This window comes from Corallococcus macrosporus, from assembly GCF_017302985.1.
Taxonomy (GTDB): domain Bacteria; phylum Myxococcota; class Myxococcia; order Myxococcales; family Myxococcaceae; genus Corallococcus; species Corallococcus macrosporus_A.
Map to the genome: position 1 here is coordinate 554,918 of NZ_JAFIMU010000004.1, position 24,566 is coordinate 579,483.

A 24,566-nucleotide genomic window follows, 5' to 3' on the forward strand; every position below is an offset into this window, starting at 1 on the left:
CGCCCCCATCCTAGCCCGTCGCCGCCGTCGGGCCAGCCGCCGAGGGTAGAAAAATGACGAAGGTACTGCCCGCGTTCGGCTGGCTCTCCACCTTCACCTCGCCGTCCATCGCCCCCATCAGATGCTTCACGATGGAAAGGCCCAGTCCCGTCCCACCCATGTCCCGGCTGCGACCCTTGTCCACCCGGTAGAATCGCTCGAAAATCCGGGAAAGATGCTTGGGCTCGATTCCCACGCCTGTGTCGCGCACGCGCACGACGCAGCGGCCGCCCTCATACGCTCCGTCCACGTCCACCCGGCCGCCCGCGGGCGTGTACTTCACCGCGTTGTCGAGCAGGTTGAGCAGGACCTGCTCGATGGCCCGTCTATCCCCCAGCGCCACCAGCTCCGGGGGCACGTGCAACCCGATTTGCTGGTTCTTGCCCTCGGCCTTGGGGCGCACGCCTTCGGCGGCCCGTGAGACGGCCAGGGCCAGGGGGACCTCCGTGCGCTGGAAGGTCATCTCGCGGGCCTCCAGGCGGGAGAGCTCCAGCAGGTCCTCCACCAGCTCGGAGAGACGCTCGGACTGGCGGTGGATGATCTCCACCATCTTGGGGGCCACCTGGGTGTCCTGGAGCGCGCCGCCCTGGAGCGTCTCCGCGTAGCCCCGGATGGCGGTGATGGGCGTGCGCAGCTCGTGGGAGACGTTGGCCACGAAGTCCTTGCGCACCTTTTCCAACCGGCGGAGCTCCGTGACGTCGTGGAAGACGGCGGCGCTGCCGGGCAGGTCGCGCCCCACGGGCGTCACACGCACGGCGAGCGTGCGGGAGAACAACCCCTCGAGCGTCAGCTCCAGCCGCGTGGAGGCGCCCTCATGGCAGGCGCGGGCCACCGCGTCATTGAGGGCCTCGTTGCGGATGAGCGCGAGCGGCCGCTGACCCACGATGGCGCCGTGCGCGGGCCGGAGCATCTCCGCGAGCGCGTCGTTGTGGCGCACCACGGTGCCCTCCGCGTCCGTCACCCAGAGCCCCTCCGCCATGCCGTCCAGCACGGCGGTGAGGATGCGGGCCTCCTGGTTGAGCGCGGCGGCGCGCATGGACAGCTGGTCGTCCAGCGTGTCGATGGCGTCCTCCAGCTGCGCCAGGTCGTCAGTGCGCTCCAGGCCCGCGGGCGGCGCCACGTCCACGCCCGCGGCCAGCGACTGCGTCTTCTGGGTCAGCGCGCGAAGCTGGCGCTCCATGGCCACGCGGCTGGTGCCCAGCGCCAGCGCGGAGCCCGCCAGCGTGACGAGCCCCGCGGCGAGCGCGCCGGCCGGGTGGCCGAAGAGCACGAGCAGCGTCGCGACCAGGAGGGGAGGGACGAGCAGCGCCAGGAGCGTGAAGCGCAGGGGCATGACGGCCTCACGGAGGGCTGAGCTTGTAGCCCACGCCGCGCACGGTCTCGATGATGTCGCCCGCGGGACCCAGCTTCTCGCGCAGGCGCTTGATGTGCGTGTCCACGGTGCGCGTATGGATTTCGGCCTGGATGCCCCAGACGTCGGACAGCAGCACCTCGCGCGTCTGCACGCGGTCGCTGCGCTCCAGGAGCGTGCGCAGCAGGCGGAACTCCAGCGCGGTGAGGATGATCTCCTCGCCCTTCACCCGCACCTGGTGGCGGGACGTGTCCAGGCTGATGTCGCCCGCGGCCAGCACCGCGGCGGGGCCTTCCTCGGCGTCCGCGCGGCGCAGCACGGCCTTCACGCGCAGGAGCAGCTCGCGCACGGAGAAGGGCTTCACCACGTAGTCGTCCGCGCCCAGCTCCAGGCCCTGGATGCGGTCGGCCTCCTGGCCCTTGGCGCTGACGATGACGACCGCGGCCTTCTTCAGCTCCGGGTCGCTCTTGAGCATGCGCAGGACTTCACCGCCGGCCACGTCGGGCAGCATCAGGTCCAGCAGCACCAGGTCCGGAGGGTGGGCCCGGGCCCGGGCAAGCCCGCCCGCTCCGGTGTTCGCCGTGTCCGTCTCGAAGCCCGCCGCGCGGAGGTTGTAGTCGACGAGTCCGGCCAGGTCCTGCTCGTCCTCGATGATGAGGATGCGCGCCATGAAGGGTGCTCCCGCGAAGGGATGGAATGCGTGGCGTCCCGTAACAGATTCGTTCCGCCGCGCTCGGGACAACCATGTGACATCCGCGCGCCATGCCCGCCCGCCTCCCCAGCGGGGCGCCGGTGCCTGCCCGGGCTTCAGCGCGGAAACACCGGGTCGCAGACCTGGGAGGTCAGCTCGATGGGGGCCGCCACCAGGGTCGCGTTGGTGCCGGAGTTCACCTCGCGCAGGTAGTTGCAGGAGCTGCCCAGGAAGCGCGTCGGCGTGTCGGCCGTCAGCGCCTCGATGACGAGCGCGTAGTCGCGGCCCACCGGCACGTCCACCGCGAGCCCCATGGCCGCGCCACCGGGAGCGGAGGGGAAGCGCAGCGTGCGCCCCGTGTTGCCGTCCGCGTCCTTGAGCTCCAGCAGGTCGCCGGGGTCCACCTGCGAGGCCAGGCAGGTGCGCTGCAGCTCCGTGCAGTTGCGCTTCGCGCCGTCCTTCAGCACCACCACCTGGTAGGCGCCCACCTGGCTCGCGACGGCGCGGCTGAGCGTGACCTCCAGCCCCAGGGGCAGGGCCTCCGGCGCCGCGTCCGGCCCGCAGCCACAGAGGAGGGCCAGCATCGACAGGACCGTGCGTCTCATGGTGCGGCGTCCTCCACGCGGATGGTGATGGGCACCCGGCCGCGCTCCTCTGACGACGACAGGGCCACCACGCCGGCCGTGCCGCCAATGGCCACCGCGCCCACGGCCACCCAGAGCCAGGGGCTCTTGTACCAGGGGCGGCTCGTTCCTTCCGTCAGGGCCGTGGCGGGCGCGGTCCGCGACGCCACCTGGAAGAGGAGGGGATGGAACGGGTCGCCACGGCCGGCGAGACGCCGCTCGGCCGCGTCCACGACCTCGAAGTAGTACTCCACTTCATAGGGCGTGCTCTCCACGGGCAGCTCGTACGCGGGCAGCACGGCGGTGTAGTGCTCCGGCCGGGCGCGGTCGCGCACGAAGTCCACCGAGGAGAAGCCCTGGGCCCCCGCGCGCCGGTAGAACAGCCGGGCCCGCGCGCCCAGCGCCATGTCCCGGACGGTGGCGTCCACCTCGACGCGCTCGCCCGGCGCCGGGTCCGGGATGGGGTCCACCTGCAGGGTGACGGGGTGGACGCGGCGGTGGCGCAGGTCCTCCTTCAGCTTCGCGAAGAGGTCGCGGACCTTCGGCGGCGCGGAGCGGGGCAGCTCGAAGTCCGGCCGGGCCTGGAGCAGCTTCTCGTACGCGCCGCGCGCCAGGGCCTCGTCCCCCAGGTAGAGCGCGGTGAGCCCCTGGAGGCGGTAGAGCTCCACCAGCTCGTCGTCCGTGACGTCGGGCGCGTCCAGCCCGCCCCGCACCACGTCCAGGGCCTCCTGGAAGCGGCCGGCCTCCAGCAGCGCCTTCGCCGAGTCGATGGCGGGGCTCGTCGGGCCGAGCTGGAAGAGGAGGGCGGACGGGGGAAGGGGCGCACGGGCCTGCGCCGGCAGGGCGAGCATCAGCCCGAGCCCCCAGACCCAGAGTGCGCCCCGCGAACGTCGAGCGGGGGAGCGCATCAGATGGAAAGCTACCAGAGCGATGTTACGAGTGGATCCTCGTGGCGCGGCTCGGTAGTCCAACCCGGCGTGTTGACTGACGGGGGGAGTCCCTCTATGTTGCGCGCCCTTTTGCCGGGAAGCCTTGTAGATGGTCGTAAAGATTGAACAAATCAAAGACGCGGGGCTGAAGCTCGACGAGCCCATCGCTCCCGGGGTCCTCAAGGAGGCCCTGGAAGGTCAGGAGTCCGGCGAGGGCACTGGCTTCCAGGCGACCGCTCCGTCGACGCTCCAGGCCACCCTGCGCAAGGTCAGTGGCGGCGTGCTGCTGACCGGCGGCTTCACGGTCCATGTGGGCGCGCCCTGCAAGCGCTGCCTCACGGACGTGAAGCTGGACCTTCCCGTGTCCTTCACCATCAACCTGGTGCCGGAGTCCCTGGCCCGGGGCGATGACTTCAAGGACGACGACGAGAAGGCCATGGAGAAGAAGGAACGCACCCAGGGTGAATCCGGGGGCACCTTCGACCTGGGCGAGGCGGACGAGCAGGTTTTCGATGGGAAGACGATCGATCTGGATCCGATCATCCGGGAACAGGTATTGCTCGCCCTCCCGATGAGCGCGGTCTGTCGGGAAGACTGCCAGGGGCTCTGCTCGCAGTGCGGCCAGAACCTCAATGAGAAGAAGTGCGGTTGCGAGACGAAGGTCGTGGACCCTCGCCTGTCGCCGCTGAAGAACATCAAGTTGAACTGACGGTCCCTATGCCCCTCGCAGGTCGCGAGGGGGGACGGGTCCGATGCCGAGGTGAGCCGTGGGAGTTCCCAAGAAGCGGACGTCGAAGATGCGCCGGGACCGTCGTCGGGCCGGCAACAACAACCTGCGGACCCCCGTGCAGGTCATCAAGTGCTCCAAGTGCAAGGAGCCCGTGATGCCGCACCGCGCCTGCGCGGCCTGTGGCAACTACGGTGGCCGTGAGGTCATCGCGACCGCCGCGGAGTAGTTGAAAGCGGAAGGCTGCCGGTGCGGCTCGTCCTCGACGCGATGGGTGGCGACCACGCCCCCGACGCCGTCGTGGACGGGGGCGTGCTGTTCGCGCGAGCGTATCCCGGGCACGAACTCGTGCTGGTCGGGGACGCCACGCGTGTGCGCCCAGTCCTGGAGCGCGCCGGTGCGCCCGCCAACGTGCATCTCCACCACGCGTCCGAAGTGGTGGAGATGGACGACCCCGCCACCGCTGCGTTCCGGCGCAAGCGGGACTCCTCCATCCGGGTGGGCTTCGAGCTCGTCCGGCAAGGGGAGGCGTCCGCCCTGGTGTCGGCTGGCAACTCCGGCGCGGTGATGGCCGGTGGCATGTGGACGCTCGGCCGGATTCCCGGCGTGGAGCGACCCGCCATCGCGGCCCTGTTCCCGGCCCTCAAGGGCGAAGGCCGCTGCCTGCTGCTGGACGCGGGCGCCAACGTGGACTGCCGTCCCTCGCACCTGGCCCAGTTCGCCGTGCTCGGCGAGGCGTACTCGCGCACGCGCCTGGGCGTGAAGCGCCCCCGGGTGGCGGTGCTCTCCAACGGCGAAGAGGAGTCCAAGGGCACGCAGCTCACGCGTGAGGCGAGCGCCCTCCTGCGCCGCTCGGACCTGGAGTTCGTGGGCTACGTGGAGGGCAAGGACCTGTTCTCCGGCGACGTGGAGGTCGTCGTGACGGACGGCTTCACCGGCAACATCGTCCTCAAGACTTCCGAAGGCGTGGGCATGGGCATCACCGGCCTGCTGCGCTCCGCCATCGAGAAGCGCGGCGGCCTGCCGGAGAAGCTGGGCGCGCTGCTGCTCAAGCCCACCCTGGCGGGGCTGCGCCGCGTCATGGACTACGCCGAGTATGGCGGCGCGCCGCTCCTGGGCCTCCAGGGAGTGGGCATCGTCGCGCACGGCCGCTCCTCCCCCCGCGCCATCCACAACGCGCTCGTCACCGCGCTGCAGCACGTGCGCGCGGGCGTCCAGGAAGAGCTGACGCGCTGCATTGCCAACGCCGCCGCCTGGCTTCCTCCCCACCAGCGGGGAAGGAAGGCGGACGGAGACGACGGGAACGATTAGGACGCGCGTGCCGGGCGTTGGACTCCGACGACTTCCGGAGGCCTCTTGGCACGCACGCACATCATCGGAACCGGCTCCTATGCCCCCGCGCAGGTCCTGACCAACCACGACCTGGAGCGCCTGGTTGACACGAGCGACGCGTGGATCCGCGAGCGCACGGGCATCCAGGAGCGCAGGCAGGCCGCCCCCGACGAGGCGACGAGCGACCTGGCGGTGCAGGCCTCCCGCAACGCGCTGGAGATGGCGGGCGTGGCCCCCGGCGACCTGGACCTCATCGTCGTGGGCACCGTCACCCCGGACATGCCCATGCCGTCGTGCGCCGCGCTGGTGCAGGCGAAGCTGGGCGCGAAGCGCGCCTTCGCCTTCGACGTGTCCGCCGCGTGCGCCGGCGGGCTCTACGCGCTGACCGTGGCGGATCAGTTCATGCGCTCGGGGCAGGTGAAGCACGCGCTCGTCGTGGGCGCGGACCTGCTCACCCGCGCGGTGGACTGGACGGACCGCAACACCTGCGTCCTCTTCGGGGACGGCGCGGGCGCCCTGGTGCTGGGGACGGACCCGGACGCGGAGGACGACGCCATGGCGCCGCGCGGCATCCTCTCCACCCACCTGCGCACCGACGGCGAGCTCGCGAACCTGCTCTGCATCCCCGCCGGCGGCTCCCGCACCCCCGTCACCGCGGACAACGTGGATGCAAATCTTCACAAGCTCAAGATGAACGGGAAGGAAGTGTTCCGCTTCGCGGTGCGGGCGCTGGTGGAGTCCACGCAGGCGTCGTTGGGGGCCCACGGGCTGGCCACGACGCAGGTGGACCACGTCATCGCCCATCAGGCGAACCTGCGAATCCTGGAAGCCGTGATGGAGCGGCTGGAGATTCCCAAGGAAAAATGCTGGCTCAACCTGCACAAGTACGGCAACACGTCGTCCGCCTCGCTGCCCATGTCGCTGGATGAGGCGCAGCGCGCCGGCCGCCTCAAGCGCGGAGACGTCATCGCGATGATGGCCATTGGCGCGGGGATGGCGTGGGGCAGCGCGGTGGTGCGCTGGTAGGCAGGACGACACAAGGAAGGACCGCAACATGGCGAAGGTCGCGTTCGTGTTTCCCGGGCAGGGCAGTCAGGCCGTGGGGATGGGCAAGGACCTCTACGAGCAGTTCCCCGAAGCGCGCGCCGTCTTCGACGCCGCGGACGACGCGCTGCAGGAGAAGCTCTCCACCACCTGCTTCGAGGGCCCCGAGGAGGCGCTGAAGCTCACCGCCACCACCCAGCCGGCCATCCTCACGGTGTCGGCCGCGGTGCACGCGGTGTTCCAGAAGCGCGGTCCCGCCCCGGCGTTCGTCGCGGGTCACTCGCTGGGCGAGTACTCCGCGCTGGTGGCCGCCGGCGCGATGGACCTCCGGGACGCGGTGCGGGCGGTGCGTGCGCGCGGCACCTTCATGCAGGAGGCGGTGCCCGTGGGCACGGGCGGCATGGCGGTGGTGCTGGGCCTCACTCCGGACGCGGTGAAGGCCGCCTGCGACGCCGCGGCGGAAGGCCAGGTCGTCGCCCCCGCGAACTACAACTCGCCTGAACAGACGGTCATCGCGGGCCACGCGGCCGCGGTGGAGCGCGCGGGCGCGAAGTGCAAGGAGGCCGGGGCCAAGCGCGTGATGCCGCTGCCCGTCTCCGCGCCCTTCCACTGCGCGCTGATGGACCCCGTGAAGCCCCGGCTGGCGGAGGTGCTGGCGGGCATGCGCATCCAGGCGCCGGGTGTTCCGGTGGTGAGCAATGTGGAGGCGAAGCCCAACGCGGACGCGTCCCGCGTGGTGCCGCTCCTCCTGGAGCAGGTGAGCGCGCCGGTGCGCTGGATCGAGTGCGTGGAGTCGCTGAAGGCCCACGGCGTCACGCACGTGGTGGAGCTGGGGCCGGGCAAGGTGTTGGGCGGCCTCATCAAGCGCATCACGAAGGACATCGAGTCGTTCAACGTCGAGAACGCCGCGACCCTGGAGAAGGTGCTCGCCGCGCTGGGGGCAGCATGAGCGAGGGCTTCAAGGACAAGGTGGTGCTGGTGACGGGCGGTTCGCGCGGCATCGGCCGGGCGTGCGCGCTGGCCTTCGCGAAGGCGGGCGCGGCCACCGTGGTCATCAGCTACGTGGGCAACGAGGCCGCCGCGATGGAGACGGTCGGCCTGCTCCAGCAGGCCGGCGCCAAGGCGGAGGCCGTCCGCTTCGACCTGGCGGACACCGCCGCGTGCGCCTCCGCCATCGACGGCGTCGTCAAGACGCACGGGCGGCTGGACGTGCTCGTGAACAACGCGGGCATGGCCATTGACGGCCTGGTCATGCGCGTCAAGGACGACGACTGGGACCGGCAGCTGGACACCAACCTCCGGGGCGCCTTCGCGCTCATCCGCGCCGCCAGCCGGCCCATGATGAAGCAGCGCTCCGGCGCCATCATCAACATCACCTCGGTGGTGGGGGAGATGGGCAACCCGGGGCAGGCCGCCTACTCGGCCGCCAAGGCGGGGCTCATCGGCCTGACCAAGTCCGTGGCCCGGGAGCTGGCCAGCCGGAGCATCCGCGTCAACGCTGTATCCCCCGGGTTCATCGGGACGGACATGACGTCCCACCTGGACGACGAGCTGCGCCAGAAGATGGTGGGCGGCATCGCGCTGGGCCGCCTGGGCAACCCGGAGGAGGTCGCCGGGGCCGTGGTGTTCCTCGCGAGTGATGCGGCGTCCTACATCACCGGCGAGGTCCTGAAGGTCAACGGCGGCATGTACATGTAAGCCAAGGTTGGATTGCCGCCGGGCGTGGGATATACCGCGCCCGCCTTGAAGACGGCCCGCGACTCAAAAGGGCGGGCCCCATCTGGAGCTGGAGGGTTCTGCACGTATGTCCAACGCAACCGACGTGGAAGCCAAGATCAAGTCCATCATCGCCGACCAGCTCGGTGTGGGTGAGGATGAGATCAAGCCCGAGTCGTCCTTCATCGAGGACCTGGGCGCGGACAGCCTCGACATCGTCGAGCTGGTCATGGCGATGGAAGAGGAGTTCGAGGTCGAGATTCCCGACGACGAGGCGGAGAACATCAAGACCGTCGGCGACGCCGTGAACTACGTGAAGACCCACAAGAAGTAGGCAGTCGCGACACCCGGAAGTCCGGGGCCTGGGGAGCGTCCTCACCGGCGCTTCCGCGCCCCATCGCGGTCAGCGGAGAAGACCAGTGTCAAACCGTCGAGTCGTCATCACCGGCACCGGCATCATTTCAGCGCTGGGCACCGGCACCGAGAAGAACTGGCAGGCGATGCTGGCCGGGCAGTCCGGCATCAGCACGATCACCCGTTTCGATCTGGGGAAGCTCGACGCGCGCATCGCGGGCGAGGTGAAGGACTTCCAGCCCGAGCAGTTCATCGACAGGCGTGAAGTGCGCCGGATGGACCTGTTCGCCCAGTACGCGATGGCCGCGGCCGACATGGCGGTGAAGGAGTCGGGCCTGCCCATCGGCCCGGACGCGCCCCATGGCTACCGGCCGGAGCGCGTGGGCGTCATCGTGGGCTCCGGCATCGGCGGCATCTCCTCCCTGGAGGAGCAGCACCGCAAGGGGCTGGAGAAGGGGTTCGACCGGCTGTCGCCCTTCTTCATCATCCAGATGATCGTCAACATGGCGCCTGGGCTCATCTCCATGCGCTACAACTGCAAGGGCCCCAACTGGGCCCCGGTGTCCGCGTGCGCCACCAGCGCGCACGCCATCGGCGAGGCCTGGAAGTCCATCCGCCTGGGTGAGACGGACGCGGCCATCGCGGGCGGCGCGGAGGCGGCCATCACGCCCCTGGGCATGGGCGGCTTCTCCGTGATGAAGGCCCTGTCCACGCGCAACGACGACCCGGCGCGCGCCAGCCGTCCCTTCGACAAGGAGCGCGACGGCTTCGTGATGGGCGAGGGCGCGGGCATCGTCGTCCTGGAGGAGCTGGAGGCCGCGAAGAAGCGCGGCGCCAACATCCTGGCGGAGGTGGTGGGGTACGGCGCCAACTCGGACGCGTACCACGTCACCCAGCCGGCCCCGGAGGGCGAGGGCGCGGCGCGCTGCATGCGCCTGGCCCTGGAGTCCGCCGGCATGCGGCCGGAGCAGGTGGGCTACGTCAACGCCCACGGCACGTCCACGCCGTTCAACGACGCCAACGAGACCAAGGCCCTGAAGGCCGTGTTCGGCGACCACGCGCGCAAGCTGGCGGTGTCGTCCACCAAGTCCATGACGGGCCACATGCTCGGCGCGGCGGGTGGCGCGGAGGCGGTGGTGAGCGTGCAGGTGCTCACGAAGAACGTGCTGCCGCCGACCATCAACATGACGTCGCCGGACCCCGACTGCGACCTGGACTACGTGCCCAACACGGCGCGCGAGGCCCGCGTCGACGCGGTGATGAGCAACTCGTTCGGCTTTGGCGGCACCAACGCGGTGCTGGTGTTCAAGCGCTTCAGCTGATTGCCCTTGGGGCCCCGCCCCAGGGGCGCGGGCCCCGCATCTACGGAGTCCGGCCGTGAAAGTCATCCTCGCCTCCGACCACGCGGGCATCGAGCTGCGCCAGGAGCTGGTGGCGCTCCTGAAGGAGCGCGGCACCGCGTTCCAGGACCTGGGCCCCCAGACGCGCGAGTCCGTGGACTACCCGGACTTCGCCTCGCAGGTGGCCCGCGCGGTGGTGGCGGAGGAGGGCACGCTCGGCGTGCTGGTGTGTGGCACCGGCATCGGCATGAGCATCGTGGCCAACAAGCACCGGGGCATCCGCGCGGCGCTGTGCACCACGGAGTTCGAGGCGCGGATGACCCGCGCGCACAACGACGCCAACGTGCTGTGCCTGGGCCAGCGCGTGGTGGGCGCGGGCGTGGCGCGCGGCATCCTGGAGGCCTTCCTCTCCACCGCCTTCGAGGGCGGCCGCCACGAGAAGCGCGTCCAGAAGATTCGCGACGTCGAGGCCCAGCAGCGCTGACGGGCTTGGCAGGCGTCCCTTGAGCAGTCCCCTTCGTTCGTACGCCAGGAGGCAACCCCCATGGAGAACACCCGCACGCTGTCCCAGGTGGATCCTGAAATCGCCCAGGTGCTCCGGCATGAGACGGAGCGCCAGGAGGAGGGGCTGGAGCTCATCGCCTCGGAGAACTTCGTCAGCCCCGCGGTGCTGGAGGCGGTGGGCTCCGTGCTCACCAACAAGTACGCGGAAGGCTACCCCGGCAAGCGCTACTACGGCGGCTGCGAGGTGGTGGACGTGGCGGAGAACCTGGCCATCGCGCGCGCGAAGGAGCTGTTCGGCGCGGACGCGGTGAACGTGCAGGCGCACTCCGGCAGCCAGGCCAACATGGGCGCCTTCATGGCGCTGATGAAGCCGGGCGACACCATGCTGTCGCTGGACCTGAACTCCGGCGGCCACCTCACCCACGGCGCGTCGTTCAACTTCTCCGGCAAGCTCTACAAGGTCGTCCACTACGGCCTGTCGCGCGACACGGAGACCATCGACTTCGCGCAGGTGGAGTCGCTGGCCCTGGAGCACAAGCCCAAGGTGCTGGTGGTGGGCGCGAGCGCGTACCCGCGCACGCTCGACTTCGCGAAGTTCCGCGAGATCGCCGACAAGGTGGGCGCCGCCATGCTGGTGGACATGGCCCACATCGCGGGCCTGGTGGCCGCGGGCGTGCACCCCTCGCCGGTGCCCTTCGCGGAAATCGTCACCACCACCACGCACAAGACGCTGCGTGGCCCCCGTGGCGGCATGGTGCTGAGCCGTGAGGCCTTCGCGAAGACCATCAACAGCCAGATCTTCCCCGGCATCCAGGGCGGCCCGCTGATGCACGCCATCGCGGGCAAGGCGGTGGCCTTCAAGGAGGCGCTGTCGCCGGAGTTCAAGGCCTACCAGAAGCAGATCGTCGCCAACGCGCAGGCGCTGGCGGAGGCGCTGAAGAGCGCGGGCCTGCGGCTGTGCTCGGGCGGCACGGACAACCACCTGATGCTGGTGGACCTGCGCGCCAAGAAGCTCACCGGCAAGGTGGCCGAGGACGTGCTGGGCAAGGCGGGCATCACGGTCAACAAGAACATGATCCCCTTCGACCCGGAGAAGCCCACGACGACCTCCGGCGTGCGCGTGGGCACCCCGGCCATCACCACGCGCGGCATGCGCGAGGCGGAGATGGCGGTGGTGGGCCGGCTCATCGGGCAGGCGCTGGACGCCGCGCAGGACGACGCGGCGCTCGCGCGGGTCAAGGGGCAGGTCAAGGAGCTGGCGCAGGGCTTCCCGCTGTACGCCTCGCGGCTGAAGTAACCCAGGCCCGTGCGCTGCCCCTTCTGCCAGGACCCGGAGAACAAGGTCATCGACTCGCGCGAGTCGCACGAGGGGTCCGTCATCCGGCGGCGCCGCGAGTGCCTGGCCTGCAAACGCCGCTTCACCACGTACGAGCGGGTGGAGGAGCTCTACCCGCTCATCGTGAAGAAGGACGGGCGGCGCGAGGCCTTCGACCGCGAGAAGATGCTCAACGGCCTGAAGAAGGCGTGTGAGAAGCGCCCGGTGTCCGCCGCGCAGCTGGAGGCGACGGTGGAGGACATCGAGCGGATGCTCCAGGGGATGGGGGAGAAGGAAGTCCCCTCCTCATCCATTGGCGAGCACGTGATGCGGCGGTTACAGCAGCTGGACGAGGTGGCCTACGTGCGCTTCGCGTCCGTGTACCGCAGCTTCCGGGACATCTCCGAGTTCATGCACGAGCTGAAGGACCTGCTCGAGGACCAGGAGCGTGAGCGCAAGGCGAAGCCGCCTGTGACTCCGCCCAAGGACGGTTAGGAAGGGCGGTATGCGCTTGCTCACGCGGTCACGGTTGCAGGCGGTGAAGACGCCCCGCTCCAAGCGCGCGGCGGACTTCGACCACGCGGTGGCCGAGTTCTTCATGCGCATCGCGCTGGAAGAAGCCGCCAAGGGGCTGGGCCGCACCAGCCCCAACCCCGTCGTGGGGGCGGTGCTGGTGAAGGGCGGGCGCATCATCGCGCGCGGCCACCACAAGAAGGCCGGCACGGCGCACGCGGAAGTCGTCGCGCTGGAGGCCGCGGGCTCCAAGGCTCGCGGCGCGGACCTCTACACGACGCTGGAGCCGTGCGACCACTACGGGCGCACCCCGCCGTGCAGCCTGGCGGTGCTGGAGGCCGGCGTGCGGCGCGTGTTCAGCGCGTCGTCGGACCCCAACCCGCTCGTCTCCGGCAAGGGCCTCAACCGGCTCAAGCGCGGCGGCGTGGCGGTGGTGACGCACGTCCTCAAGGACGAGGCGGACGCGCTCAACCGGCCCTTCTTCAAGATGATGCGCACGGGCCTGCCGTGGGTGACGCTCAAGGCCGCGGTGACGCTGGACGGAAAGCTCGCCGCGCCGTCCGGGGACTCGAAGTGGGTGACGGGCGAGGCGTCGCGCGCGTGGGTGCACCGGCTGCGCAACCAGGTGGACGCCATCCTCGTGGGCGCCAACACCGTGCGCATGGACGACCCGCAACTCACGACGCGGCTGCCGGGTGGCGGGGGCAAGGATCCCGTGCGCGTGGTGGTGGACTCGCACCTCAAGCTGTCCCCGGGCCACACCGTCTTCACCCAGCGCAGCCCCGCGCGCACCGTCATCGCCACGCTGGAGGACCCGGAGGGCCGGCGCGCCCGGCGCTTCCTGGCCCAGGGCGTGGAGGTGTGGAACGTGCGCGCGAAGCAGGACCGCGTGGACCTGAAGGCCGTCCTCAAGCGCGTGGCGAAGGAGGGGCTCAACCACGTGCTCGTGGAGGGGGGCGCGGGCCTGTACGGCACGCTGCTGCGCGAGCACCTGGCGGATGCGCTCGCCCTGTTCCTCGCTCCCAAGCTGGTGGGGGCCGGAGGGCTGTCCTGGGCGGGCGAGCTGGGCGTGAAGGACATGGCCCAGGCCCTGGCCGTGAAGGACCTGACGATGGAGAAGGTGGGGGACGACGTCCTCCTGCGCGCCCTGCTCTGAGAGGCCAGCGTGCCGCCGGGGCTTTCGTTATAAGTCCCGGTCATGTTCACCGGCCTCATCCAGGACACTGGCACCGTCACCCGCGTCACCTCTGGCGCGATGACCGATTTCTGGATTCGCACCTCGCTGGGCGCGGAAGCCTTCGCCCTGGGGGAATCCATCGCCGTGGACGGCGCGTGCCTCACGGTGGTGGAGAAGGGCGGGGACACCTTCCGAGTGCAGGCGGCCCCGGAGACGCTGCGGCGCACCACCCTGGGGGCCCGGAAGGTGGGCGACCGGGTGAACCTGGAGCGGGCGCTGGCGCTGGGAGACCGGCTGGGCGGGCACCTGGTGTCGGGCCACGTGGACGCCGTCAGTGAAGTGCTGGAGACGTTCGCCGAGGGCGGCTCGTGGGTGATGGTGTTCCGGCTGCCCCCGGAGCTGGCGCCCTGCTTCATCGAGAAGGGCTCCGTCACCATCGACGGCATCAGCCTCACGGTGAACGCGGTGGACGCCAGCACCTTCCGGGTGCAGCTGATTCCGGAAACCCAACAGCGCACCACCCTTCACGGCAAGGGCCCCGGGGCCCAGGTGAACCTGGAGGGCGACCTGATTGGGAAGTACGTGGCCCGGCTGTATGCCCTCCGGGGCGCCCCGGAGGCGGCCGCCCAGGGGACGGGCCTGACGGAGGCGGTGGTGCGGGCGGCGGGTTTCAGCCCTCGCGGGTAGGGGCTCGGGTGGTGTAAGGAGCGCGCCATGCCTCGCTATTTCGAAGGGGATTTCCTCCCCCCCCAGGGCCGGTTCGCCATCTGCGTGTCCCGGTTCAACAGCTTCATCACGGAGGCGCTGCTGTCGGGCGCCGTGGACACGCTGGTGCGCCATGGCGTGAAGGACGACGCCATTGACGTGTACCGCTGCCCCGGCACCTATGAGCTGCCCGGCGTCACCCGCCGCGTGTCGGAGAGCGGCCAGTACGCGGGCATCATCGTCCTGGGCGCGGTCATTCGCGGCGGCACCCCCCACTTCGACTACGTGGCGGGCGAGTGCGCCAAGGGCATTGGTTCGGTGGCGTTCAGCGCGGCCGCCGGTCCGAAGCCGGCCTCGGTGACGTTCGGCGTCCTGACGTGCGATACCGTGGAGCAGGCCATCGACCGGGCGGGCGTGAAGGCGGGCAACAAGGGCGCGGAGGCCGCGATGGCCTGCATCGAGATGGTCAACCTCTTCGCTCGCATGCCGGGCGCTGAGCGGAAGGGATAACCGCGATGGGCGCGCGCAGAACGGCACGGGAGCGGGCGCTGCAGGCGCTCTACCAGCTGGAGATGACCCAGGGCGCCACCACGCGGGAGGCCCTGGACTCCGCCTGGGCCGCCTCCGCGGAGGACGGCAAGCCGGAGCCGGACGCGGTGAAGTTCGCGAAGGAGCTGGTGGAGGGCGTGGAGGCGAACCGCGGCGAAATCGACGCGCTCATCGAACGCCACAGCCACAACTGGCGCCTGGACCGCATGTCCCGCATCGACCGGAACGTGCTGCGGCTGGGCATCTTCGAGCTGAAGTACCGCCCGGACATCCCCCGCAAGGTGACCATCAACGAGGCCGTGGAGCTGGGGAAGAACTTCGGCACCGAGGAGTCGAGCGCCTTCGTCAACGGCCTGCTGGACCGGGTCGCCGTGGCGCTCGGGAAGCCGTGAGCCAGACGCAGACCCTGGACGTGGGCCTGGAGGGCCTGGACGCGCTCAACGGGGTGGACGCCCTCTGCCTCTTCGTGGCCGAGGACGACCGCCCCCTGCCGTCCTCCGCCGGCTACGTGGACTGGCGGCTGTGCGGCGCCCTGTCCCGCGTGCTCCAGGGCGGGTTCTTCACCGGCGTGAAGGACGACTGGCTCCTCTTGCCCTCGGACGGGAAGCTGAGCGTGCCGCGCATCTTCGTGGTGGGGCTGGGCTCCCGGAAGCGCCTGGACGCGGCCTCGCTGGGAGAGGCCCTGGCCGGCGCCGCGAAGGTGCTGAGCCGCGCGAAGGTGGAGGCCGTGGCCCTGGAGGTTCCCCAGGGGGCGTCCCTGAGCGACGCGGCCCGCGCGGAGGCGTATCAGCGGCAGTTCGTGCCCGCATTCAAGGGGGCACGGGTGTCCCTCCTCGCGGACAAGGGGCTTGTCGGGTCGCTGTCATCCCGGAAGGGCTGACGCGCAGCGGCTGGGCGGGGGTTCTGCTAGCATCCCGGGCCCTGAGGCGCGCGCGATGAAGTTCAAGGTGTTGATCGTCGAGGACTCCAAGGTGTCGCGCGAGCACATCGCCGCGACCGTGGAGGCCGTTGAGGGCGTGGAGGCCATCGCCACCGCGAGCGGCTTCGAGGCGCTGAAGCTGCTGCCCCGCCAGCGCTTCGACCTCATCATCACCGACATCAACATGCCCGACATCAACGGGCTGGAGCTCATCAACTTCGTCAAGAAGAACCCCAACTACCGGGACGTGCCGCTCATCATCATCACCACCGAGGGGCGTGAGCAGGACCGCTCGCGGGGCATGGCGCTGGGCGCGGCCGGCTACCTGGTGAAGCCGTTCCAGCCGGAGGACCTGGAGGCGCTCCTGCGGCGCTTCCTGAAGCCGCTGTGACGCCCGGGGGCAAGGCGCTGGCGGAGTTCGTCGCCGAGGCCACGGAAATCCTCGATGCGCTGGGCCGCGACCTGCTGGCGCTGGACGAGGCGCGCGGCCAGGAGGCGGACCCCGAGCACATCAACGGCATCTTCCGCGCGGCGCACTCGCTCAAGGGGCTGTCGGGCCTCTTCGGCCAGGAGCGCATCAGCCAGTTGGCGCACGCGGCGGAGGACCTGCTGGACCGCCTGCGGCTGGGCCGGCTGACGCTGGACGACGGCGTCCTGGACACGCTGGTGGACGCGCTGGACACCTTCCAGGCGCTGCTCGGGGAGGCGTCCCGCAGCGAGGAGGGCCCGGAGCTCACCCAGCGCACCCGCGCCATGGAGGACCGGATGGCGCGGCTGGGCTCGCCTCCGCCCGCCGTGGAAGAGGATCCGCTGGAGCGGCTGGAGCTGGACGCGACGGTGCGCGCCGTCTTCACCGAGTACGAGGAGCACCGGCTGCGCGAGAACGTGCGGCGCGGCGTGGCCCTGTGGCGGGTGCGCGCGGCGTTCGACCTGACGGACTTCGACCAGGGCCTGGCGGACCTGAACGCGCGCCTCAAGCCGCTGGGCGAGGTCATCAGTACGCTGCCCTCGTCGCGGCCGGGCGGCGTCAACGGCATCGCGTTCGACCTCATCTTCGGCGCGAAGGTCGGCGCCGAGGCGCTGGAGGCGGGGCTTTCGGGCACGCCCGCGGAGCTGGCGCCGCTGTCCGTGCGTCAGCCGGGAGAGGCTTCGGCGAACGCCGCGTTCGTGGACGACGCGGAGGTGCTGCTCGGGGACACGGACGACGAGGAGCCCGACGAGGACTCCGAGCCACCGGTGGCGTCCACCAGCCTCGCGACCGTGCCGGCGGTCCCGCTGGGAAGTCCTCCGCGCATGCGGGCGGTGGCGCAGCCGCCCACGGTGGTGGGGCTCCAGGCCGCCGCGTCCGCGCCCATCCCCGCGGGACGTCCGAAGGCGGAAGAGACGTCCCTGCGCTCGCTCACGCAGACGGTGCGCGTGGACATCGGCAGGCTGGACGGGCTCATCAACATGGTGGGCGAGCTCCTGCTCATCAAGGCCAACCTCCAGCGGCTCGCGGAGACGTCCCGCCAGGACGGCACCGTCGCGCTGTCCAAGCTCTTCGGCCAGGAGCTGTCGCGGGAGACGCGGCAGCTGGAGCGCAAGCTGGAGGCGCTCCAGGAGGGCCTGCTCGAAGCGCGCATGGTCCCGGTGGGCCAGGTCTTCGACAAGCTGGCGCGGCTGGTGCGCAAGATTGCCCGCGAGGCCGGCAAGGAGATCGACTTCGTCAGCTCCGGCGGCGAGGTGGAGCTGGACAAGCTCATCGTCGAGGAGCTCAGCGATCCGCTGATGCACCTCATCCGCAACGCCATCGACCATGGCGCGGAAGGCCCCGAGGCGCGGCTCTCCTCGGGCAAGCCCCGGCGCGCGGTGGTGCGGCTGCGCGCGGAGCAGAAGGGCAACCACGTCGTCATCAGCGTGTCCGACGACGGCTCCGGCATCGACGAGGTGCGCGTGCGCGAGGTGGCGCTCGCGCGCGGGCTCGTCACCCCGTCGCAGGTGAGCGAGATGACGCGGCGCGAGCTGCTCAACCTCATCTTCCTGCCGGGCTTCTCCACGCGCTCCAGCGTCAGCTCGCTCTCCGGACGGGGCGTGGGCCTGGACGTGGTGAAGAACAACCTGGGCAACCTCTCCGGCATCATCGACGTGTGGAGCGAGCGCGGGAAGGGCACCGCCTTCCACCTGACGCTCCCGGTGACGCTGGCCATCGTGCGCGCGCTGGTGGTGGGCGTCAGCGGCCGCACGTACGCGGTCCCGCTCAACAGCGTGCTGGAAATCCTCTCCGTGCAGCCGCGCGACATCCGCACCGTGGAGCGCCGCGAGGTGCTGGACCTGCGCGGCCAGACGCTGCCCTTCCTCCGGCTGGGACGCCTGTTCCACCTGCCGGAGCGCGAGGTGAACCGCCACTTCGTCGTCGTGGTGGGCCTGGCGCAGCAGCGGCTGGGCATCGCGGTGGACGAACTGTTCGGCCAGCAGGACATCGTCACCAAGCCCCTGGGCGGCCGCCTGAGCCGCGTGAAGGGCATCTCCGGCGCCACCGACCTGGGCAACCGGCGCACCGTCCTGGTGCTGGATGTCGCGGAACTCCTGGAAGAGGGCATCGCGCAGGAGCGGCGCCGCGCTTGAGGCGCCCGCGCCGGGGGCTGCTATCCTCCTGGCCGTGTCCCGTTTCGAAGCCCTGCTCGACGCGTTCTTCTACCGCCCGGACGAGGACGTCGGCGGCCTGCTGGACTTCGCCGCGGGCAGTGACGACCTGTCGCCGCCGCTCCTGGAAGAGGAGCCCGTCGAGTACCTCGCGTTCCGCCTGGAGACCGAGTGCTACGCGGTGCCCATCCTCGCGGTGAGGGAGATCTGCAAGGTGCCGCTGCTCACGGAGATTCCGCGCGCGGAGCCGCACCTCTTGGGCGTGATGAACCTGCGCGGGGAGCTCTTGCCCGTCTACGACGTGAAGCTGCGGCTGCGGCTGGCGGAAGCGCCGCCGGTGGTGGCGGGGCCGGACGCGGGCCTGCCGCCCCGGGCCGCGCGCATCCTGGTGCTCAAGACGGATGACGGGCCCGCGGGCGTGTGGGTGGACTCGGTGGCGGGCGTGGTGCGGCTCAAGCCGTCCATGGTGGAGCTGTCGCCCGCGGGGCTGCGCGGGGACCGCGACTGCGTGGCGGGGTTGGGGCGCAAGGGCTCGCAGCTCTACATCCTGTTGGATCCGGAGCAGGCGCTCGCCCCATGACGGACCCTGTGAATCTGCTGACCCGCCGCCCGCGCGGCGAGCTGACCCGCGACGCGCCGGTGGCCGAGGCGGAGGTGCAGCTGTGCGCCTTCTTCGTGGGCAATGAGGAGTACGTGCTCGACATCATGCGCGTGGAGGAGATCCTCCCGCCCCAGCGCGTGATTCCCATTCCGCACGCGCCCTCCTTCGTGGAGGGCGTGCTGCACCTGCGCGGCGCGATGCTCCCGGTGGTGGACCTGCGCCGGCGCCTGCTGGGACAGCCCGCGCAGGAGACTCGCCGGACGCGCATGCTCGTGTGCCGGCTGGGCGCGCGCCGCGTGGTGGCGCGGGTGGACCGCGTGGCGGAGGTGCTGCGCGTGCGCCGCAGCGACATCAAGCCCGCGCCAGCGCTCATGTCCGGAGGCCGCACGCCGTTCGTGGTGGGCGTGTGCGGACCGCCAGAGCGGCTGCGGCTGCTGCTGGACCTGAAGGCGCTGCTGCGCGCGGAGCTGGAGCGCGACTCGCGCCCGCCGTCCGGCGGCTGAGCGCGTCATTTTCGCCGGACGCACCGCGGGTTTAGGGAAGGGCGTCATGCGAGACCTGAGTGGGCACCGGAAGTCCCTGGGGTTCCTCTACCTGTTCGTGCACACGCTGACGCTGCTGGGCACGGGCGTGCTGGCGTACGTCACCTTCAGGCTGCTCGTCGTCGTCGCCGCCGGGAACTCCGCGCCCAGGGTGCCGGTGTGGGAGACCCCGGCCGTCCTCGCGATCGGGGTCATCCTCGTGCTGCTCGTGGTGGTGGCCATCGCGGGGCTCTCGCTGGGCCTGGGGCTGGTGCGCGGCCGTCCCGTCTTCAAGGGCCTGGCGACGCTGCTCGCCATCCTGGCGCTGCCCACCTTTCCGCTGGGCACGGTGCTGGGCGTCTACTCGCTCTGGTTCTTCGCGCAGGAGGGCTGGGACGCGGAGCCCTGGCCCGCCTGAGTGCAGGCTCGCGACGCGGACGGTACGAAGGTGAACTTTCCAGCCCGGCGCCAGGTTGCTTCTTGGCGCGGGGAGCATCCTGGGAATGGGCCTGCCGACCCTTCGTTCCGGTTTCGTGGGGCGCGACTCCCTCCGCCGCTTCAAGCAGGATGCGGGCACCCGAGGAACGGAAGCCCCGAAGGAGGACGGCGGATGAGCGACACGGTGCGGTCCCCCGCGGGGCAGGAAGAGGCGCGGTACCGGGCGTTGCAGGCGGTGGATCCGCGCGCGCCCGGGGCCCTGGAGACCTTCACCACCGGCCTGCACGACGAGAGCTGGCGCGTGCGCCATGCGGCGGCGGAGGGCCTGCGCCGCGTGCCGGACGCGAAGGGCGTCACCTCGCGGCTCATCTCCGTCCTGGGCGAGCGCGGCGAGACGGGCGCGCGCAACGCGGCGGCCGAGGCGCTGGCGGGCATGGGGCCCGTGGCGATGCCGCCGCTGGTGCAGCTGCTGGGGGGGCACGAGGATCCGGATCAGCGCAAGCTGGCGGCGGACATCCTGGGACAGCTGGGGCACCCGGAAGCCGAGGACGTGCTCCTGCGCGCGCTCTCCGACGACGACCTCAACGTGCGCGTGGCCGCCGCGGAGGCGCTGGGCCGGATGGGCGGAGACGCCGCGGCGCGGGCGCTGGAGGGACTGCTGGACACGCCCACGCCCCTGCTGCGGCTGGCCGCACTGGAGGGCCTCGCGTCGCTCAAGCGCGCGCCTCCGCTGGAGCGGGTGATGGCGCTGGTGGAGGACGCGGGGTTGCAGCGCAGCGCCCTGCGGCTCCTGGGCCTGTACGCCCCGGGCGTGTCCACGGAGCGCATCTGCCGGGCACTGGCCTCGCCGGTGCGCTCGGTGCGCGAGGCGGCCCTCGTCGCGCTGGGGACGCAGGCCAGCGGGCTGGGCCCCTATGAGCGCGAGGAGCTGGACACGGTGGCGCGCTCGGTGCTGGGCGGCATCCCGGGCGTGACGGAGCGCGTGGCGCAGGCGCTGGACGGCGAGGACGTCCAGGTGCGGGCCGGCGCGCTGGTGGCTGCCGGGGCGCTGGGCGAGGCGTCGCTCGCGGTGCCGGTGGCGGAGGTGGCGCGCGAGGACCGGCTCCTGCGCGAGGTGCTCTTCACGCTGGGCCAGCTGGGGCCGGAGGGACGGCGCCGGCTGCTCGGGAGCATGGGCACGCTGTCGCTGCCCGCGCGCACGGTGGCGGCGGAGGCGCTGGTGCTGCTGGTGGACGCGACGTCGGTGCCGGAGCTGTGCGCGCTGCTGGAGTGGGCGGAGGACGACCTGCGCGCGGTGGTGGTGCGGGCGCTGGGGCGCACGCGCTCGGTGGAGGCCCTGGCGCCGCTGGTGGAACTGCTCGCGGACCCTTCGCTGTCGGGCATCGCGGCGCGGGCGCTGGAGCAGCTGACCGTGGCCCATCCGCTGGCGGCGCTGACCGCGCTGGAGGCGGCGGTGGAGCAGCGCACGACGCCCGCGGCGGTGGCGGTGCTGGGCCGGCTGGGCGGTGCGCGCGTGCTGCCCGTGCTGCGTCGGCTGGCGCGCGATGAAGAGGCCCTCTGGCGCGCGGCGGCGGTGGAGGCGGCGGGCCGTGTGGATGGCGAAGCGGGCCTGGAGCTGGCGCGCGGCGCGCTGGCGGACGAGTCCCCCAAGGTGCGCATCGCCGCGGTGCGCTCCCTGGGGCAGCAGGGCGGCAGGGAGGCCGCGACGTTCCTGGGGCTCGCGCTGAAGGACGAGGACCGCGGCGTGCGCGTGGCCGCGGTGGAGGCGGTGGGCGCGGCGGGCGCGAAGGAGCGCTCGGCGGACCTGGAGGCGCTGATCCGCCATGGCGACGGCGCACTCGCGATGCTGGCGGTGCGGGCCCTGACGAAGCTGGGGACGGTGGGCGCGGGCGTGCTGTGGGACGCGCTCAGCCACCCGGACGCGGAGGTGGTGAAGGCGGCGCTGGCGGCGCTCTCGTCGGCGGAGGCCTCGGCGGATGGGGCGGCGCTGGCGGTGTCGCTGCTGGGCCATCCGCGCTGGGACGTGCGCGTGGCGGCGGCGCGCGTGCTGGGCGGCCTGGGGCGGCCGGAGTGCCTTCCCGCGCTCGAGCAGGCTCTGGCGGCGGAGCAGGACCCGCTGGCCCGCCTGGCGCTGATGGACGCGGTGGCCCGGCTGTCGGGGCGGTGAGGGGAGGACTCGGATGCCACGCTTCGACGAGGGCCGCCCGGAGATGACGCTGGAGGAGTTCCGGCTGCTGCGCGACCACGTCTACGCGCACTGCGGAATCCTCATCCAGGAGAACATGAAGTTCGTGATGGAGCGCCGGCTGTGGCCCCGGCTGGAGGCGCTGGGCATCCAGGACTTCGGCTCCTACCACCGCTACCTGCGCTACGACGCCCAGCGCAACGTGGAGCTGGAAGCGGCGGTGGAGTCACTCACCACGCACGAGACGTACTTCTTCCGCGAACCCGCGCAGCTCAAGGCCTTCTGCGAGGAGCTGCTGCCCATCCTGGAGAAGCGCAACGCGCACACGCGGCGGCTGCGGCTGTGGTCCGCGGGGTGTTCCTCCGGCGAGGAGGCGTACACGCTGGCCATGCTGCTGAAGGACAGCGGCCGCTTCAACGACTGGGACGTGGAGGTGATTGGCACGGACCTGTCGCGCCGCGTGCTGGCCGTGGCCCGCCGCGCGGAGTACGGCCCCAGCGCGCTGCGCGCGACGCCGCCGGACCTGCTGGAGCGCCACTTCATCCCCGTGGGAAACAACCGCGTCCGCGTGCGCGACGACGTGAAGGCGTGGGTGAGCTTCGGCCACCACAACCTGGCGGACGTGGCGGGCAGCCAACTGGTGCCGCGCACCGACGTCGTCTTCTGCCGCAACGTGATGATCTACTTCGACCAGGCCGCGCGCCGCCGCGTGCTGGGCGTCATCCGCGACCGGCTCTGTCCCGGCGGCTACCTGCTGCTGGGCCACGCGGAGAACCTGCTCAGCCTGGGCGCGGACTTCGAGCTGGTGCACCTGAAGGGCGACCTCGTGTACCGCCGGCCCGACCTGCCGGGTGGGGAGGGCCGCTGATGGCACGTCCGCTCACGGTGCTCGTCATCGACGACTCGGCCACCAACCGCCGCACGCTCACCACGCTCCTGGAGTCCTCCGGCGAGGTGATGGTGCTGGACTGGGCGCAGGACGGCGACGAGGGGCTCAAGAAGGTCCTGGACCTGAAGCCGGACGTGGTGACGCTGGACCTGGAGATGCCCCGGCTGGGCGGCCACACGTTCCTGCGCCTGCTCATGCGCGCGGCGCCCACGCCCGTCATCGTCATCTCCAGCTACGCGCACAAGTCGGACGTCTTCAAGGCGCTGGAGCTGGGCGCGTTCGACTTCATCGCCAAGCCGCCGCAGGGCACGCCGGCGGCGCTGGAGAACCTGCGGCGCGAGCTGCTCGACAAGGTGCTCGCGGCCCGCCACGTGAAGTCCGGCGGACGCCAGGCGCCCACTCCGCGCGGCTTCGTGCTGTCCGGGGAGGTGCCGCACGTCATCGCCGTGGGCGCGTCCACGGGTGGGCCTCCCGCGGTGCAGCGGCTGTTGGAGGGGCTGGCCGCCGAGCCATCCGTCAGCGTACTGGTGGGCCAGCACATGCCCTCGCAGTTCACGCGGGCCTTCGCGGAGCGGCTGGACCGCATCGGTCCCTTCACCGTGACGGAGGCGTGCGAGGGCGACGTGGTGACGCCGGGCCACGTCTACATCGCGCCGGGCGGGCGGCACCTGCTGTTGTCGGACCGCACCGGGCGCCTGGAGCTGCGCACGCCGTCGCCGGTGCCCGCGGACAAGTACGCGCCTTCGGTGGACCGGCTCTTCGAGAGCGCCGCGGAGGTGCTGGGGCCTCGCGCGGTGGCGGTGGTGCTGACGGGCATGGGCGCGGACGGGGCCGTGGGCGTTCGCGCCGTCCAGCGCGAGGGCGGCGAGGCGTGGGCCGAGTCCGAGGACACAGCGGTGGTGTACGGCATGCCCAAGGAGGCCGTGGCCACCGGGGCGGTGACCCGCGTGCTTCCACTGGATGACATCGGCTCGGAGCTGGCCGCGCTGGTGCGCCGCCGCAGGCAGTCCGGCGGGCAGTGAATCGCCGGGTGCATGACAGCCGCCGCACAAACCCGGGACGGACAGCGCGCCGGTGCTAGGCTGAGGGGCATGTCGCAGCAGATCCGCGCGCTGGTGGTGGATGACTCGCAGGCCATGCGCCGCAGCATCATGTACGCGCTCCAGCGCCTGACGGATGTGGTCTGCATCGAGGCGCAGGACGGCGTGGAGGGGCTCAAGAAGCTCGCCACGCAGGGGCGCTTCGACCTGGTGATGACGGACATCAACATGCCGTTGATGGACGGGCTGAAGCTCATCCACCACATCCGCCAGACGGAAGACCACCGGGCGGTGCCCATCGTCGTCGTGACGACGGAGGGCGCGGCCGCGGACCGCGAGCGGGCCATGGCGCTGGGGGCCACGGCGTACCTGGTGAAGCCCGTGCAGGCCCGCGTGGTGCTGGACACCGTGAAGGAACTCCTGAAGCTCGGCTGAGCTTCGA

General features: G+C 71.4%; 29 protein-coding genes. 25 read left to right on the forward strand and 4 right to left on the reverse strand.

Going from position 1 to position 24,566, the window contains the following annotated elements:
- Window positions 1-10 precede the first annotated feature (10 nt).
- The 4 genes from JYK02_RS07405 to JYK02_RS07420 form a co-directional block, all read right to left on the reverse strand.
- Window positions 11-1,372, reverse strand: coding sequence for a sensor histidine kinase (locus JYK02_RS07405; protein WP_207050198.1), 1,362 nt, complete (start codon window positions 1,370-1,372; stop codon window positions 11-13).
- A 7-nt stretch (window positions 1,373-1,379) separates the two neighbouring features.
- Complete coding sequence (locus JYK02_RS07410; RefSeq protein WP_120525345.1) at window positions 1,380-2,060, reverse strand: winged helix-turn-helix domain-containing protein; 681 nt, start codon at window positions 2,058-2,060, stop codon at window positions 1,380-1,382.
- Window positions 2,061-2,197: 137 nt separating this feature from the next.
- Window positions 2,198-2,686 (reverse strand): hypothetical protein, encoded by a 489-nt coding sequence (locus tag JYK02_RS07415; protein WP_207050199.1) that lies wholly within the window; start codon window positions 2,684-2,686, stop codon window positions 2,198-2,200.
- Window positions 2,683-3,555 carry a hypothetical protein gene (locus JYK02_RS07420; protein WP_207050200.1) on the reverse strand — a complete coding sequence of 291 codons (873 nt, stop codon included), beginning with the start codon at window positions 3,553-3,555 and terminating at the stop codon, window positions 2,683-2,685. The genes JYK02_RS07415 and JYK02_RS07420 overlap by 4 nt, the downstream gene beginning before the upstream one ends.
- A gap of 187 nt (window positions 3,556-3,742) precedes the next feature.
- On the opposite strand from JYK02_RS07420, the gene JYK02_RS07425 reads away from it, so the two are divergent.
- The 25 genes from JYK02_RS07425 (at window position 3,743) to JYK02_RS07545 (ending at window position 24,559) form a co-directional block, all read left to right on the forward strand.
- The gene (locus JYK02_RS07425) at window positions 3,743-4,342 is read left to right on the forward strand and encodes a YceD family protein (RefSeq protein WP_207050201.1); all 600 of its coding nucleotides are present in this window, start codon (window positions 3,743-3,745) and stop codon (window positions 4,340-4,342) included.
- A gap of 58 nt (window positions 4,343-4,400) precedes the next feature.
- The gene (gene rpmF, locus JYK02_RS07430; protein WP_014395447.1) at window positions 4,401-4,589 is read left to right on the forward strand and encodes a 50S ribosomal protein L32; all 189 of its coding nucleotides are present in this window, start codon (window positions 4,401-4,403) and stop codon (window positions 4,587-4,589) included.
- A 20-nt stretch (window positions 4,590-4,609) separates the two neighbouring features.
- Window positions 4,610-5,671, forward strand: a complete 1,062-nt coding sequence (gene plsX / locus JYK02_RS07435) for a phosphate acyltransferase PlsX (protein ID WP_207050202.1) — start codon at window positions 4,610-4,612, stop codon at window positions 5,669-5,671.
- A 45-nt stretch (window positions 5,672-5,716) separates the two neighbouring features.
- The gene (locus JYK02_RS07440; protein ID WP_207050203.1) at window positions 5,717-6,718 is read left to right on the forward strand and encodes a beta-ketoacyl-ACP synthase III; all 1,002 of its coding nucleotides are present in this window, start codon (window positions 5,717-5,719) and stop codon (window positions 6,716-6,718) included.
- A gap of 28 nt (window positions 6,719-6,746) precedes the next feature.
- A complete protein-coding gene (fabD, locus tag JYK02_RS07445) occupies window positions 6,747-7,685 on the forward strand; it encodes an ACP S-malonyltransferase (RefSeq protein WP_207050204.1) in 939 nt (312 codons plus the stop codon).
- Window positions 7,682-8,434, forward strand: coding sequence for a 3-oxoacyl-[acyl-carrier-protein] reductase (fabG, locus tag JYK02_RS07450; protein ID WP_207050205.1), 753 nt, complete (start codon window positions 7,682-7,684; stop codon window positions 8,432-8,434). Before fabD ends, fabG begins: the two co-directional genes overlap by 4 nt.
- A 106-nt stretch (window positions 8,435-8,540) precedes the next feature.
- Complete coding sequence (gene acpP, locus JYK02_RS07455) at window positions 8,541-8,786, forward strand: acyl carrier protein (protein WP_120604160.1); 246 nt, start codon at window positions 8,541-8,543, stop codon at window positions 8,784-8,786.
- A gap of 85 nt (window positions 8,787-8,871) precedes the next feature.
- Complete coding sequence (fabF, locus tag JYK02_RS07460; RefSeq protein WP_207050206.1) at window positions 8,872-10,128, forward strand: beta-ketoacyl-ACP synthase II; 1,257 nt, start codon at window positions 8,872-8,874, stop codon at window positions 10,126-10,128.
- A 55-nt stretch (window positions 10,129-10,183) separates the two neighbouring features.
- Window positions 10,184-10,630, forward strand: a complete 447-nt coding sequence (gene rpiB / locus JYK02_RS07465; RefSeq protein WP_207050207.1) for a ribose 5-phosphate isomerase B — start codon at window positions 10,184-10,186, stop codon at window positions 10,628-10,630.
- Between the two features lie 60 nt (window positions 10,631-10,690).
- A complete protein-coding gene (glyA, locus tag JYK02_RS07470; RefSeq protein ID WP_207050208.1) occupies window positions 10,691-11,947 on the forward strand; it encodes a serine hydroxymethyltransferase in 1,257 nt (418 codons plus the stop codon).
- A 9-nt stretch (window positions 11,948-11,956) separates the two neighbouring features.
- Entirely contained in the window at window positions 11,957-12,460 is a 504-nt protein-coding gene (gene nrdR, locus JYK02_RS07475) for a transcriptional regulator NrdR (protein WP_120556172.1), read from the forward strand.
- A gap of 10 nt (window positions 12,461-12,470) precedes the next feature.
- Entirely contained in the window at window positions 12,471-13,634 is a 1,164-nt protein-coding gene (ribD, locus tag JYK02_RS07480) for a bifunctional diaminohydroxyphosphoribosylaminopyrimidine deaminase/5-amino-6-(5-phosphoribosylamino)uracil reductase RibD (protein ID WP_207050209.1), read from the forward strand.
- A 42-nt stretch (window positions 13,635-13,676) separates the two neighbouring features.
- Complete coding sequence (locus JYK02_RS07485; protein ID WP_207050210.1) at window positions 13,677-14,342, forward strand: riboflavin synthase; 666 nt, start codon at window positions 13,677-13,679, stop codon at window positions 14,340-14,342.
- Between the two features lie 27 nt (window positions 14,343-14,369).
- Window positions 14,370-14,870, forward strand: a complete 501-nt coding sequence (ribH, locus tag JYK02_RS07490; protein WP_207050211.1) for a 6,7-dimethyl-8-ribityllumazine synthase — start codon at window positions 14,370-14,372, stop codon at window positions 14,868-14,870.
- A 5-nt stretch (window positions 14,871-14,875) separates the two neighbouring features.
- Window positions 14,876-15,301, forward strand: a complete 426-nt coding sequence (gene nusB, locus JYK02_RS07495) for a transcription antitermination factor NusB (RefSeq protein WP_207050212.1) — start codon at window positions 14,876-14,878, stop codon at window positions 15,299-15,301.
- Window positions 15,298-15,789: a M17 family peptidase N-terminal domain-containing protein gene (locus JYK02_RS07500; protein WP_207050213.1), complete on the forward strand. Its 492-nt coding sequence runs from the start codon at window positions 15,298-15,300 to the stop codon at window positions 15,787-15,789. The genes nusB and JYK02_RS07500 overlap by 4 nt, the downstream gene beginning before the upstream one ends.
- Before the next feature lie 55 nt (window positions 15,790-15,844).
- Window positions 15,845-16,219, forward strand: a complete 375-nt coding sequence (locus tag JYK02_RS07505) for a response regulator (protein ID WP_207050214.1) — start codon at window positions 15,845-15,847, stop codon at window positions 16,217-16,219.
- The gene (locus tag JYK02_RS07510) at window positions 16,216-18,432 is read left to right on the forward strand and encodes a chemotaxis protein CheW (RefSeq protein WP_207050215.1); all 2,217 of its coding nucleotides are present in this window, start codon (window positions 16,216-16,218) and stop codon (window positions 18,430-18,432) included. Before JYK02_RS07505 ends, JYK02_RS07510 begins: the two co-directional genes overlap by 4 nt.
- A gap of 34 nt (window positions 18,433-18,466) precedes the next feature.
- Window positions 18,467-19,030 (forward strand): chemotaxis protein CheW, encoded by a 564-nt coding sequence (locus JYK02_RS07515; protein ID WP_207050216.1) that lies wholly within the window; start codon window positions 18,467-18,469, stop codon window positions 19,028-19,030.
- The gene (locus JYK02_RS07520) at window positions 19,027-19,554 is read left to right on the forward strand and encodes a chemotaxis protein CheW (RefSeq protein WP_207050217.1); all 528 of its coding nucleotides are present in this window, start codon (window positions 19,027-19,029) and stop codon (window positions 19,552-19,554) included. The genes JYK02_RS07515 and JYK02_RS07520 overlap by 4 nt, the downstream gene beginning before the upstream one ends.
- Before the next feature lie 46 nt (window positions 19,555-19,600).
- On the forward strand, window positions 19,601-19,990 hold the full coding sequence (locus tag JYK02_RS07525; protein WP_207050218.1) for a hypothetical protein: 390 nt from the start codon (window positions 19,601-19,603) through the stop codon (window positions 19,988-19,990).
- A gap of 192 nt (window positions 19,991-20,182) precedes the next feature.
- Window positions 20,183-22,177: a HEAT repeat domain-containing protein gene (locus JYK02_RS07530; RefSeq protein WP_207050219.1), complete on the forward strand. Its 1,995-nt coding sequence runs from the start codon at window positions 20,183-20,185 to the stop codon at window positions 22,175-22,177.
- 13 nt (window positions 22,178-22,190) lie between these two features.
- Window positions 22,191-23,063, forward strand: a complete 873-nt coding sequence (locus JYK02_RS07535; protein ID WP_207050220.1) for a CheR family methyltransferase — start codon at window positions 22,191-22,193, stop codon at window positions 23,061-23,063.
- Window positions 23,063-24,106 carry a chemotaxis-specific protein-glutamate methyltransferase CheB gene (gene cheB, locus JYK02_RS07540; RefSeq protein WP_207050221.1) on the forward strand — a complete coding sequence of 348 codons (1,044 nt, stop codon included), beginning with the start codon at window positions 23,063-23,065 and terminating at the stop codon, window positions 24,104-24,106. The genes JYK02_RS07535 and cheB overlap by 1 nt, the downstream gene beginning before the upstream one ends.
- 69 nt (window positions 24,107-24,175) lie before the next feature.
- On the forward strand, window positions 24,176-24,559 hold the full coding sequence (locus tag JYK02_RS07545) for a response regulator (RefSeq protein WP_207050222.1): 384 nt from the start codon (window positions 24,176-24,178) through the stop codon (window positions 24,557-24,559).
- Window positions 24,560-24,566 lie beyond the last annotated feature (7 nt).